The organism is Ruegeria sp. BC8 (assembly GCF_056535705.1).
In genome coordinates this window covers 711,864-724,789 of record NZ_JBQFIV010000001.1, presented here as the reverse complement: position 1 = coordinate 724,789, position 12,926 = coordinate 711,864, and the positions used below count along the sequence as shown (strand labels likewise).

General features: G+C 62.6%; 12 protein-coding genes. 5 read left to right on the top strand and 7 right to left on the bottom strand.

Going from position 1 to position 12,926, the window contains the following annotated elements; genetic code table 11:
- Positions 1-32: 32 nt before the first annotated feature.
- The 3 genes from ACR3EK_RS03830 (at position 33) to ACR3EK_RS03820 (ending at position 3,370) form a co-directional block, all read left to right on the top strand.
- Complete coding sequence (locus tag ACR3EK_RS03830; RefSeq protein ID WP_480632722.1) at positions 33-767, top strand: glutamine amidotransferase; 735 nt, start codon at positions 33-35, stop codon at positions 765-767.
- A 72-nt stretch (positions 768-839) separates the two neighbouring features.
- Positions 840-1,697: a bile acid:sodium symporter family protein gene (locus ACR3EK_RS03825; protein WP_480632721.1), complete on the top strand. Its 858-nt coding sequence runs from the start codon at positions 840-842 to the stop codon at positions 1,695-1,697.
- 11 nt (positions 1,698-1,708) lie between these two features.
- Positions 1,709-3,370, top strand: a complete 1,662-nt coding sequence (locus ACR3EK_RS03820) for an FAD-binding dehydrogenase (RefSeq protein ID WP_170434568.1) — start codon at positions 1,709-1,711, stop codon at positions 3,368-3,370.
- Positions 3,371-3,383: 13 nt separating this feature from the next.
- Here ACR3EK_RS03820 and ACR3EK_RS03815 read toward each other — a convergent pair whose 3' ends face one another.
- The 3 genes from ACR3EK_RS03815 to ACR3EK_RS03805 all read right to left on the bottom strand — a co-directional run bounded on the left by ACR3EK_RS03815 (position 3,384) and on the right by ACR3EK_RS03805 (position 6,902).
- Positions 3,384-4,121, bottom strand: coding sequence for a YbaY family lipoprotein (locus ACR3EK_RS03815; RefSeq protein ID WP_480632720.1), 738 nt, complete (start codon positions 4,119-4,121; stop codon positions 3,384-3,386).
- A gap of 99 nt (positions 4,122-4,220) precedes the next feature.
- Positions 4,221-5,999 (bottom strand): SLC13 family permease, encoded by a 1,779-nt coding sequence (locus ACR3EK_RS03810; RefSeq protein ID WP_170365626.1) that lies wholly within the window; start codon positions 5,997-5,999, stop codon positions 4,221-4,223.
- A gap of 90 nt (positions 6,000-6,089) precedes the next feature.
- Positions 6,090-6,902 carry a TIGR00282 family metallophosphoesterase gene (locus ACR3EK_RS03805; protein WP_170357221.1) on the bottom strand — a complete coding sequence of 271 codons (813 nt, stop codon included), beginning with the start codon at positions 6,900-6,902 and terminating at the stop codon, positions 6,090-6,092.
- A gap of 129 nt (positions 6,903-7,031) precedes the next feature.
- Between ACR3EK_RS03805 and ACR3EK_RS03800 the strand changes: the two genes are divergently transcribed.
- Complete coding sequence (locus ACR3EK_RS03800; RefSeq protein ID WP_170357220.1) at positions 7,032-7,262, top strand: putative hemolysin; 231 nt, start codon at positions 7,032-7,034, stop codon at positions 7,260-7,262.
- A 3-nt stretch (positions 7,263-7,265) separates the two neighbouring features.
- Here the strand turns inward: ACR3EK_RS03800 and ACR3EK_RS03795 are convergent, their stop codons facing one another.
- On the bottom strand, positions 7,266-7,823 hold the full coding sequence (locus tag ACR3EK_RS03795; RefSeq protein WP_170340768.1) for a 5-formyltetrahydrofolate cyclo-ligase: 558 nt from the start codon (positions 7,821-7,823) through the stop codon (positions 7,266-7,268).
- A complete protein-coding gene (mgtE, locus tag ACR3EK_RS03790) occupies positions 7,820-9,214 on the bottom strand; it encodes a magnesium transporter (RefSeq protein ID WP_170357218.1) in 1,395 nt (464 codons plus the stop codon). Before mgtE ends, ACR3EK_RS03795 begins: the two co-directional genes overlap by 4 nt.
- A 138-nt stretch (positions 9,215-9,352) precedes the next feature.
- On the opposite strand from mgtE, the gene guaD reads away from it, so the two are divergent.
- Positions 9,353-10,642 carry a guanine deaminase gene (gene guaD, locus ACR3EK_RS03785; protein WP_480632719.1) on the top strand — a complete coding sequence of 430 codons (1,290 nt, stop codon included), beginning with the start codon at positions 9,353-9,355 and terminating at the stop codon, positions 10,640-10,642.
- Positions 10,643-10,649: 7 nt separating this feature from the next.
- Here guaD and ACR3EK_RS03780 read toward each other — a convergent pair whose 3' ends face one another.
- A complete protein-coding gene (locus ACR3EK_RS03780) occupies positions 10,650-11,984 on the bottom strand; it encodes an 8-oxoguanine deaminase (protein WP_480632718.1) in 1,335 nt (444 codons plus the stop codon).
- A gap of 113 nt (positions 11,985-12,097) precedes the next feature.
- Positions 12,098-12,889 (bottom strand): histidinol-phosphatase, encoded by a 792-nt coding sequence (gene hisN, locus ACR3EK_RS03775; RefSeq protein WP_480632717.1) that lies wholly within the window; start codon positions 12,887-12,889, stop codon positions 12,098-12,100.
- Positions 12,890-12,926 lie beyond the last annotated feature (37 nt).

Genomic DNA, 12,926 nt, shown 5'->3' with positions numbered 1-12,926 from the left:
GTGACTGCCGGACCGCGCGCTAAGGGCAGCGCATGAAACGCTTTCTGATCCTGCAGCTGCGCCCCGAGACCGATGCCTCGGACGCCGAATATGCCTCGATCCTGAACCGGTCCGGGCTGACACCCGAGCGTACCCACCGCATCCGTCTGGATTGCGAGGCCCTGCCCGAAGGTCTTGACGTGACCGACTATGCTGGCGTGATCGTGGGCGGCGGGCCGGGCTGCGTCAGCGACGACCCGGCCAGCAAATCTCAGATGGATGCCCGAATCGAGGGCGCGATCATGGGGCTGATGCCGCAGATCACGGCGCACGATCATCCTTTCATGGGCTGCTGCTATGGCCTGGGCATTCTGGCCGCGCATCTGGGCGCGCCGGTCAGCAAGGACCGCTATGGCGAGCCGGTCGGCCCGTCGCGCTGCCACCTGACCGAGGATGGCGCCCGCGACCCGCTGACCGCCGGGCTCGAGCCCGACTTCGATGCCTTCGTCGGTCACAAAGAGGCAGTGCAGGCCCTGCCCGCGGGCTGCGTGCATCTGGTCGCGTCAGACCCCTGCCCGTTCCAGATGATCCGCTGGGGCCAGAATGTCTATGCAACGCAGTTCCACCCCGAAGCCGACGCCAAGGATTTTGAACAGCGCATCCACATCTACAAGAACCACGGCTATTTCCGTCCCGAGGACGCCCAGCCGCTGATCGACCGCTGCCACGCGGCCGAGGTCACGCAGCCCGGCGAAATCCTGCGCCGTTTCGCCCAGCGCTACGGGTGACCCAACGGCGCGGTTGCCTGACCGGGGACCGCGCGCTTAGGTTGGACCGAAACGACTTTGGGAGGGGTTGTTTTGGATCTTCTGATAAACGTGGGCCTGCCGGTTTCGCTGGCCATCATCATGCTGTCTCTGGGTATCGGGCTTGAGGTGGCAGATTTCCGGCGCGTGATCAGCCGGCGCTATCCGTTTGCAATCGGCGCGGTCTGCCAGGTCGTTCTGCTGCCGGTCGCGGCCTTCGTCACGGTCAAGCTGTTCGCGCTGCCGCCAGCGATTGCGGTCGGGTTCATGCTGCTCAGCTTTTGCCCGGGCGGCGTCACCAGCAACATCCTGTCGAAACTGGCGAAGGCCGATGTGGCGCTGTCGGTCAGCCTGACGGCGGTGATCAGCCTGCTGTCGATCGTCACGGTACCGGTTCTGGCGGCCTGGTCGATCGACCACTTCATGGGCGAGGACGCACCTGAAGTGTCGATCAGCGGTCTTGCGCTGGCGATGTTCCTGATCACTACACTGCCCGTCGCCATCGGCGTTGGGTTGCGCCATTTTGCAACCGGTTTTGCCAACCGGATCGACGGCCCCCTTTCGAAACTGGCCACCATCCTGTTCGTGTTGATCGTCATCGCCGCGCTGGCTGGAAACTGGCAGCTGTTCGTCGACAATCTGGGCATCATGGGCGCCGGGTTGATCTCGCTGAACCTCGCGCTACTGCTGATGGGGTTGGGGCTGGCGCGGGCGGCGAAACTGTCGTGGAATGAGGCCAAGACCATCTCGATCGAAACCGGCATCCAGAACTCGACCCTGGGCATCACGCTGGCGGCCCTGATCACCGGAACCGAAAGCGGCTTCAGCCCGCTGGCCCTGCCCTCGGCCGTCTACGGGATCACCATGTACGCCGTCGCGATCCCCTTCATCGCCTGGTACCGCAACCGCTGAAAGGACAGAGCATGACCGAAAACACTGCTGATGCGATCGTCGTGGGCGGCGGGCTGGCCGGGCTGGCCGCGGCAGCCGAACTGGGTGACCGCGGCAAGAAGGTGATCGTGCTGGACCAGGAACCCGAGCATTTCCTGGGCGGTCAGGCATTCTGGAGCCTTGGCGGCCTGTTCATGGTCGACACGCCCGAGCAGCGCCGTATGGGTATCCGCGACAGCCGCGACCTGGCCCTGCGCGACTGGATGGGCAGCGCCCAGTTCGACCGGGACGAGGACGCCTGGCCCCGCAAATGGGCCGAGGCCTATGTCGAATTCGCCGCCGGCGAGATGCGCCCCTGGCTGCACCAGATGGGCCTGCGCTGGTTTCCCGTGGTCGGCTGGGCGGAACGCGGCGGGTCCTATGCCGACGGTCACGGCAACTCGGTCCCGCGGTTCCATATCACCTGGGGCACCGGCCCGGGCGTGCTGGAGCATTTCATCCGCCGGGTCCGCGAGCATGTCAGCGCCGGCCTGATCCAGTTGAAGTTCCGCCATCAGGTCAGTCACATCATCATGCAGAACGGCGAGGCCAAGGGCGTCTCGGGCGAGGTTCTGGCCGATGACGCGGCCCAGCGCGGCGGCAAGACCAACCGCGACGAAGTGGGCGAGTTCGAGGTCTACGCCCCATCGGTCATCGTCACCTCGGGCGGGATCGGCGGCAATTTCGAGATGGTGCGCCAGAGTTGGCCCCGCGACCGCCTGGGCGAACCGCCCAAGGACATGGTGGCGGGTGTGCCCTTCCATGTGGATGGTCGGATGATCGCGATCAGTGAAAAGGCCGGCGGCCACGTGATCAACGGCGACCGAATGTGGCACTACACCGAAGGCGTGCGCAACTGGGACCCGATCTGGCCCGCGCATGGTATCCGCATCCTGCCCGGCCCCAGCTCCATGTGGTTCGATGCGCGCGGCAACCGGCTGCAGCCCCCCTGCCTGCCCGGGTTCGACACGCTGGGCACCCTGCGCGAGATCCTCAAAACCGGCTATGAATACAGTTGGTTCGTTCTGACCCAGAAGGTCATCAAGAAGGAATTCGCCCTGTCCGGGTCTGAACAGAACCCCGATTTCACCTCGGGCAGTTGGAAGGAGGTCATCCGTCAGCGGGTCCTTTCGGGGTCGAAGGCCACCGGGCCGGTCGAAGCGTTCAAGGAAAAGGGCGAGGATTTCGTTGTCGCCAACACGCTTACCGAACTGGTGAACGGGATGAACCATCTGGGCGGCGGCTTGATCGACGAGGCGCATCTGCGCGCCCAGATCGAAGCCCGCGATTCACAGGTGGACAATCCGTTCTCGAAAGATGCTCAGATGATGGCGATCCTGGCGGCGCGGAACTATCGCGGTGACAAGCTGATCCGCACCGCCAAACCGCACAAGTTCCTCGATCCGAAAAACGGCCCGCTGATCGCGGTCAAGCTGCATGTGCTGACCCGCAAGACGCTGGGCGGCTTGCAGACCAATCTGGACAGTCAGATGATCGGCGCCGATGGCCAGGTGGTGCCCGGCCTGTTCGCGGCCGGCGAAGTCGCGGGGTTCGGCGGCGGGGGCTATCACGGCTACAACGCGCTCGAGGGCACGTTCCTGGGCGGATGCATCTTCTCGGGCCGCAATGCCGGGCGGTCGAGGGCCGTCGCCTGACGGCCCTTGGGCATTATTGGTCGCGGCGGAACTGCAGAACCGGTTCACCTGCCGCATCGAGAAGAACCAGAGTGTCCCCGCGCTGAACAAAGCTTGCGACCTTTGGGAGAGCGGCAAGGAATTCCCGCTCAACCTCGTCCAGCGGCGGCGGGCAGGCCATCAGAGTGGCGGCCATGTTGTCGGGGAAGGAAATCGACTTGCCCGATATCTCGGCCTGTCCGCTGAACCGGTTGCAACCGCCTGTTCCCCCAAAGGCTCCGCCCTCGGCAAAGGTAATCTGCGGGCGTTTCTCGGTGTCCAGCGCAACGCCGTTTACCTCGGTTGCGGTCCATTGCGTGTTCTCAAGCATCGCCGCACCCCGTTCCTGCACCTTGACCATGACCAGATCGACCGAGTTTCCGGCGTCGTTAGTCAGAACCGGGTAAGCGGTATCGGTGGTGAACAGCAGCTTGCCGTCCTGATGCACCGAGGCTCGCACCACATAGCGGTGCCGATCCTGAACCAACGCGTCGTCATAAGTCAGCTCGAACTGGGCAGGCACGCCCGTCAAAGCATAGCGCTGCGCAGCCAGCGTGACGGCTGGCGCGTCAGCCAGTGAAACGTCCTGCAGTTCGACGAACAGGGTTGCCCCGGGCGGAACCGCGATCCGTTCGCGATATGTGGCTGTGCCTTCAACGGTTCCCGCCTGGGCGGCGCCCCACACGGCTGCCCACAACGCGGTTCCTGCCAGCAGGCTTTTTGCGGTTTGCATTGTCCGATCCCCTTGTCACCAGTTTCCAGCACAAAAGATCGGGACATCAGCGCGTTTTACAAGGTTTTTCAGTTCCAAGCGGCAAATTCGTGCCGGAGATCAAAGCGGCCAGAGGAACGGGATGATCAGCGAAGCCAGCAATCCAACCGTCAGGTTCAGCGGAATCCCGACCTTCATGAAGTCCGTGAACCGGTACCCGCCGGGGCCGTAGACCATCATGTTGGTCTGATATCCGATCGGTGTGGCGAACGAGGCCGAAGCCGCGACCATCACCGCCACCACCAGCGGCCGCGGATCCACCCCCACAGCCTGCGCCAGACCGATGGCGATCGGCGTGACGACAACCGCCACGGCGTTGTTCGAGACCAGTTCCGTCAGGACGGAGGTCAGCAGATAGATGGCCCAAACGATGAGGAACGGCGGCAGGTTGGCAAAGGACGGAGCAATCGCGTTGGCGATCAGGGTGACCGCACCCGAGCTGTCCAGCGCAGCCCCAATAGCCAGCATGGCAAAGATCAGCGCCAGCAGACGGCCCTCGACAAAGGAAAACGCTTCGTCCGCGTCGATGCATCGCGTCAGCAGCACAACCGCAACCGCTAGAATCGACAGCAGGAAAATCGGAGCCACGCCGAGCGCCGCCAACACCACGATCCCAATCAGCGCAGCAATCGCGATCGGTGCATGACCGCGCCGGAAGGCGCGGGCCGATGGCTGGGTGACGTCGACCATGTCCATGTCGGCAGCCAGTTTGCTGATATCGGCCGGCGAGCCTTCGAGCAGCAGCGTATCACCGACCCGGACGACCAGATCGTCAAGTTGCCCCCCGATATTCTGATTGCGCCGGTGCACGGCCAAAACATAAACCCCGTAGCGACGACGCAGCCGCAACGCACCCAATGTGCGCCCGACCATGCGACAACCGGGGGTGATCAGAACCTCAACCGTGCGTGTTTCGACCGCCGAAACCTGATCAACGCGCTTGAGTTCCTTGTTGCTTTGCAGGCTCAGCAGCTCGGTCATTTCCGTGCGCAACACCACGCGGTCACCGACCTTCAGTTCGACCCCTTTCAGGTTGCGCCGCAACGACTCGTCGCCGCGGATCACGTCGATGAGCCGCACACCCGGACGTTTGAACAGCTGCACACCGGTCACTTCACGGCCGATCAGGTTGCTGTCGGGCGGAATGACCGCCTCGGTGAAGAATTTCATCTTCGACCGATCGCTGAGCATGGTTGCCATGCTGTCACGCTCGGGCAGAAGGCGCGGCGCGATGAAGCGCAGGTAAATCATGCCGTAGATGACAAGAATGATGCCCAAAGGCGTGACCTCGAAAATCGTGAAGGCCGGCAGGCCTTGTGCCCGGGCCACACCATCGACCAACAGGTTCGTCGAGGTTCCGATCAGGGTCAGCGTCCCGCCGAGAATAGCAGCATAGCTGAGCGGGATCAGCAGCTTGGACGCCGAAATATTCAACGTGCGGGCAATCTGGATGAACACCGGGATCATCACGACGACGACGGGCGTGTTCGACACGACCGCCGAGGCCAGGACGACAAATGCCATCAGCAGACCGATGGCAATGCGCGGGTTGACCTGCGCCTGTTTCTGCGCCGTCGCTGTAAAGGCGTGCAGGGCACCGGTCCGGACCAGAGCGCCCATGATGATGAACATCGCCGCGATGGTCCAGGGCGCCGGGTTCGACAGAACCGCCAGTGCGCTTTGGTAGGGAAGCACGCCGGTGACCAGCATCACCGAAACGCCGCCTATGGCAACGACCTCGGTCGGATAGACCTCGCGCATGAACATGATGAACATGCCCGCAACAACCGCCAGCGCAAGTATCGCGCTGCCCATATCTGACAATTGAAGGAGTTGCATTCGTGGTGTTCTGTCCGAAACCTGTCCCGGCCCAAGCGCCTGAGAGTCAGTTTCACGTATTGCAGGCCGCAGAGCAAGCCTGACGTGCATTCACGGTGCTGCCTGCTGCAGGCGCCCGCCAACCCGTACCATGCTGATCGTCTTGGCTTGCCCGTCACGGTCATCAGTTTCCACGAAAACGCCGCTAAGCGTCGCTTCGCCATTGGCCGGGGTGAACCGTGCCTTGGGCATCCCCGTGATGAAGCGGCGCATCGGCTCCTGCTTGTCCATTCCGATCACCGAGTCATAGTCGCCGCACATGCCCGCATCGGTCAGGTAAGCGGTGCCGCCGGGCAGGATCTGGGCATCGGCGGTCGGAACATGGGTATGGGTTCCCACGACAAGGCTGGCGCGTCCGTCGCAGTAGTGGCCCATGGCCATCTTCTCCGAAGTCGCCTCGCAATGCATGTCCACGATGATGGCCTGCGCCTGACCGCCCCGCGGGTGGGACTTCAGGATCGGTTCCACCGCCGAGAACGGATCGTCGAACGGCCGTTTCATGAACACCTGTCCCAGCACCTGAACCACCAACACCTTGCGTCCGCCCGGCGCGGTGAACAGTCGATGTCCGCGACCGGGAGCACCCTTGGCGAAATTCACAGGGCGCACGATCCGGGGTTCGCGTTCGATGAATTGCAGCATGTCTTTCTGGTCGAAAGCGTGGTCGCCCAACGTCAGACAATCTGCGCCCGACTCCAGCAGCAGCTTGGCATGATCGCCGGTCAACCCCATGCCGTTCGAGGCATTCTCGCCGTTGACCACCACGAAATCCAGCCGCCACTCGTCGCGCAGACGGGGCAGATGCTGTTGAACGGCGGCGCGGCCCGCGCGCCCCATCACGTCACCCAGGAACAAGATTCTCATATCGCGGTCCTAGGCCCTGCAAACGGCAATAACAAGGCGGAACGATGCAATTCGCGGGCCGCATGCGGGTTGAATTCCGGTGGAAACCTGCAATTCTGGCGCAACCGGTTTTTTCACTCGGAGATTTCGATGAAACGCATAGTCCTGACCGCAACTGTCTCTCTCGCTATTTCGGGCAGCTTTGCTCACGCGACGACCAAGACCACAATGGCAAATCCGGCCGCGACCTTCTGCATCGAAAACGGCGGCGAATATCAGATCCGCAAAAACACCGATGGATCGGAATACGGCGTGTGCATCCTTGAGGATGGAACCGAGGTTGATGCCTGGGACTATCTGCGGAGCCACTTTGAGAACTGACGCCTAAAACGTCAGGACCCTGGTCTCGGTAACGATCATGTCCAGCGGCTGGTCCGTCGGTTCCAGCGGCAAGGCTTCGGCCTCTTGCGCGTCGAAGGCGAAACCGATGGCCAATGTGGGACGTTTGGCGCGCAGCCCTTCAAGCGTGCGGTCATAAAACCCGCCCCCATAGCCCAATCGCCCGCCTTGCGGATCGAATGCCACAAGGGGCACGATCAGGATTTCAGGGTCAAAATAGTCGTCCGTCTCGGGCACCTTGGCGCCAAATGGACCATCTTTCAGCGGCCCTTCGGGTGTCCAGCGCGAAAACCGCAGAGGCCGTCCGGCGCCTTGGATGACCGGAACACCCACGGGACCATAGGCTGCGGCCTCGGCCATCGCGGGCAGAGGGTCGATTTCGGTGCGGATCGGCATGTAGCCAGTCAGCGGAACCCCACGAAATCCGGCCAGCACCTCGGACAGGCGGCCCGCGGCGGCCGGCGGCCCCGCGTCAAAGGCCGCTTTGCGTCGGGCAAAGGCAGCCTTGCGCGCTGCGGCCTTGATTTCGGTCAGATCGGTCACAGCAGCACCACGCTTGCAAGCCCTAGAAAGATGAAGAACCCCATCACATCCGTCGTCGTCGTAACGAAGGTTCCCGAGGCCAATGCCGGGTCTACACCCAGGCGATCCAGCACCACCGGTACTACCGTACCCGCGAACCCGGCGATGATCATGTTCACGACCAAGGCGGAACCGATCACGACACCCAGCAGCGGGGATTCAAACCACATCATCCCCACCGTCCCCAGAACGATGGCGAAACACAGCCCATTCAACATGCCCACCAGCAATTCTCGGCGGATGACTCGCGCCACGTTCGAGCCCGTCAGGTCGCGGGTCGCCAACGCCCGCACGGCAACGGTCAGCGACTGTGTTCCGGCGTTGCCACCCATCGAGGCAACGATGGGCATCAGAATTGCCAGCGCCACGATCTGCTCGATTGCCGCCTCGAACTGTGAAATCACCAGCGAGGCACAAATGGCGGTACACAGGTTGACCGTCAGCCAGGGCAAACGACGACGACTGGTTGCTGCAACACTGTCTGAAATCGAGCTGTCATCACTGACACCTGCCAGTCGCAGCATGTCTTCCTCGATTTCTTCATCCAGAACGGCCATCGCGTCGTCAATCGTGATGACCCCGACCAGCCGTTTGTCACTGTCCACCACCGGCGCGGAAATCAGGTGGTATTGGTTGAAAGCATAGGCAACGTCTTCTTCATCCTGATCGACCGGGATGATGTGGAACTCGTCCTCGGCGATGTCCTGCAACTTGGTATCGCGCCGCGCGGCCATCAACTTGCCCAACATGACTTGCGCCACCGGCTTCAGCCGCGGATCGACCAGAACAACGTGATAAAACTGCTCGGGCAGATCGTCCTGCGAGCGCATGTAGTCGATTGCCTGCCCCACCGTCCAATGATCGGGAGCCATGACCACTTCGCGCTGCATCAGTCGGCCTGCCGAGTTCTCGGGATAGGCCAGCGCCTGCAGGGCCGCGATCCGTTCCGAGGCCTCAAGGGCCTCCAGCACCGCTTCCTGCTGCGGCTCCTCCAGATCCTCCAGAAGGTCCACGACATCGTCGCTTTCCATCTCTCGTACGGCCTCGGCCAGAACGTCGGGCCGCAGAACTCCAATGACCTCTTCGCGGACGGATTCGTCCAGTTCAGACAGAATGTCCCCGTCGAATTCCCGGTCATACAGGCGGATCAGCCGCGCCCGGTCGTAGGGGTTGATCTGTTCCAGAAGGTCGGCAATATCGGCCGCGTGCAGCGGCTCCATCAGCTCGATCAGCTTCTCGCGATCCTCGACATCCACGGCGTAAAGGATTGCGGCCACCGTTCGCCGGTCCAGCGCATAGACGTCATCATCGCGGGAGGGGTCGGTTCTGTTGTCTTCGGTGCCGGTTGTCATGCGCTGCCCCTTGTTCTGGGAATTGGCCCCTAAATAGAAGAAGCAGCTACCGGAAAACAATGACAATGGTGCGATTTACCCGCATCTTTCACATCCCTATGCTGCAAGCCGGACTCACCAAGGCGGAGATCACGGCGGATGGCGCAAAAGACGCTTTTGACAGGGCGCGTACTGAGTTTCGAACACTCCCCCTTCGAAACGCAACCGGATCAGGCGGTCCGGCTGCACGAAGCCGTTCTGATCGAGGGCGGGAAAATCCAGGAGTTGGGAAGTACCGCTGACCTGCAAACCGCGCACCCCGAGGCCGCCATTCATCACCATGGCGAAAACCTGATCCTGGCTGGTTTTGTCGACCCCCATGTCCACTACCCCCAGACGGCGATGATCGCGAGTTGGGGCAAACGGCTGATTGATTGGCTGAACACCTACACTTTTCCCGAAGAGATGAAGTTCGGTGATGCAGACTACGCTGCCGAGATTTCGAACCGGTATCTTGACCTGACCGCCGCACACGGCACCACGACCATGTGCAGTTTCTGCACCATTCATCCTGAAAGCGTCGATGCCTTTTTCACGGCCGCCCAGCAGCGCGGTCAGCGTGTCGTGGCCGGCAAGACCTGCATGGACCGCAACGCGCCCGAGGGTCTTCGGGACACGGCCCAAACAGCCTATGACCAGTCCAAGGCTCTGATCGAAAAATGGCAAGGTGTCGACCGGATTTCCTATGCGATCACGCCGCGGTTTTCCCCGACCTCGACCCCCGAACAACTTGAGGCGATGGGCGCGCTGTGGGCAGAACACCCGGACTGCCTCATGCAGACGCATCTCAGCGAGCAGACGGACGAAATCGAATGGGTTCGGTCGCTGTTCCCCGAGGCGCGTGACTACCTGGACACCTATGAAAAGTTCGGACTGCTCGGCGCGAATGGCCTCTATGGCCACGTGATCCACCTGGAACCGCGCGAGCGAGACCGCCTGCGTGAGGTCGATGCGTCGCTGATCCATTGCCCCACCTCGAACACGTTCATCGGTTCGGGTCTGTTCGATATGCACGGGTTGATGCGGGATGGCCATCGTATCGGCCTGGCAACCGACACCGGCGGCGGGTCCAGCTTTTCCATGTTGCGGACCATGGCGGCCGCCTATGAAATTGGCCAATTGCGCGGACATCCGCTGCACCCGGCGCAACTGCTGTGGCTGGGCACCGCAGGATCGGCCCGGTCGCTGCGGATGGACGACCGCATTGGCAATATCGCCCCCGAAATGGAGGCGGACCTGATCGTGCTCGACCTCGCCTCGACCCCCGCGATTGCCCAGCGAGAAGCCAATGCCGAGTCCCTTTGGGAGGCGGTGTTCCCGACAATCATGATGGGAGATGACCGCGCCATCGCCGATGTGTGGATCGGCGGACGGCGCGTTTCGACCTGAAGGCAGATCAGCCCTGCAATGCTAGGGCCAACCTGTTCTGCCGTTCGATCGCGCGCGGCAGGTCGAATGTGGCAATGTTGCCGTCCCGAACGACCTGTCGACCCTCGACAAACAGGTGTTTGACGTGCACCGGACCTGCCAGCAGCAGGGCGGCCGGGTCCCAACTGCCCGCGCATTCCACACCCCTTGTGTCCCAAACAGCGATATCGGCACGTTTACCCGGCATCAGGCGGCCGCAGTCCGGCCGGTTCAGCACGTCCGCCCCACCCCGCGTCGCGATTTCCAGAGCCTCGCGCGCCGACATGGCATCGGCACCGTTCGCCACACGTTGCAGAAGCATCGCCTGCCGCGCCTCGGCCATCAGGTTGCCGCTGTCGTTGCTTGCGGAACCGTCAACGCCCAAGCCAACCCTGACACCGTTGTCACGCATCGCGCGCACCGGCGAGATCCCCGAGCCCAGACGGCAATTCGAACAGGGACAGTGCGCCACCCCGGTGCGTGACCGAGAGAACAGGTCGATCTCTGCCCCGTCCAGCTTCACGCAATGGGCGTGCCAGACATCGGGGCCGGTCCAGCCAAGTTCCTCGGCATACTGGCCGGGTCGACAGCCGAACTGGGATTCTGAATACAGGATATCCTCGTCGTTTTCCGCCAGATGGGTGTGCAGCATGACCCCCTTGTCCCGCGCCAGCCGTGCGGCGTCGCGCATCAGATCCCGACTGACCGAGAAGGGCGAACAGGGTGCAAGTCCGACTCTGCACATTGAGCCCTCGGACGGGTCATGGAACGCATCGACCACACGGATCATGTCATTCAGGACGTCGGCCTCGGCCTCGACCAACGTATCGGGCGGCAGACCGCCGTCGCTTTCGCCGATGCTCATCGCGCCGCGGGTCGGATGGAACCGCAGCCCCACCTCCGCAGCAGCCGCGATCGTGTCATCCAAGCGTGACCCATTCGGGTACAGGTACAGATGGTCAGCACTGAGCGTGCAGCCCGACAAGGCCAACTCAGCCAGGCCGATCTGAGCCGAAGTGAACATCTCGTCGGGACCGAACCGCGCCCAGATCGGATAGAGCGTCTGCAGCCAGCCGAACAGCAGCGCATCCTGGCCCGCGGGAACAGCTCGGGTCAGTGTCTGGTAGAGATGGTGGTGGGTATTGACCAATCCCGGCGTCACCACACAGCCGCCAAGGTCATGCACCTCTCCGTCGGTCGTCAAACCTTGGCCGATGCGGGCAATCTGCCCGTCACGGATCAGCAAATCGGCACCGGCCAATTCTTGCCGGTTGTCGTCCATGGTCAGGATCGCATCGGCGTTTCTAAGAAGGATTTCGGGCATCTCGCACTCCTGCATCTGCCCGCCTCATGCCAGAAATGCGTGTGCCGGTGGAAAACGGGCGCAAGAACCGGCGCGACGACCCTAATCAATCGCGACCGCAGCGGCAACCGTCGTCAGAAGTCGCGCAGAATCTCGAGGGCCGCGGCGTGGATTTCAGGGTTCGCAGCCGCCAGTGCCCGCCCCCCCTGATGGGCAGGCCCGCCCTGCCAGTCGGTCACGACGCCACCGGCCGCCTTGATCACCGCGATCGGGGCCTGAATGTCATACGCGTTCAGTCCAGCCTCGATCACCAGGTCGACCTGCCCGGCCGCCAGCAGCGCGTATGCGTAGCAGTCCATGCCGTAGCGCGTCAGTTGCACCTGTCCGGCCACGGCGCGAAAAGCGTCGCCTTCAGCGATCGTCCCAACTTCGGGGAATGTCGTGAACAGGATCGCGTCCCGCAGGGCATCCGTCCGACGGGTCGACAAGCTGGTTCTGCCCAGAGGACCGGTCATGAACGCACCGTCTGCATGACCCACAAACCGTTCGCCGATATAGGGTTGGTCAATCACCCCCATAATCGGCCCGCTATCGTCGCCAAGCGCGATCAAAACGCCCCATGTCGGTGTGCCGCTGACGAAACCGCGGGTGCCGTCGATCGGGTCCAACACCCAGGTTCGCCCCGATTTGCCTTCGACCGCACCGTACTCCTCACCCAAAATGCCGTCGTCGGGGCGCAGCTCGGCCAGAACGGATCGCATGGCCTGCTCGGCTGCGCGATCGGCCACGGTCACCGGGTCATACCCGCCTTGCAGCTTGTTTGAGGTTTCAAGATTCGACTGGCGAAAGTAAGGCAAAATGGCCGCACGCGCCGCGTCGGCCATTTTCTCGGCAACTTCAAGATCACTTGCAGAGGCTTTGGTCATGCGCCACTGGTGCGCTCAGCCCTGTGCGAAGTCAAGT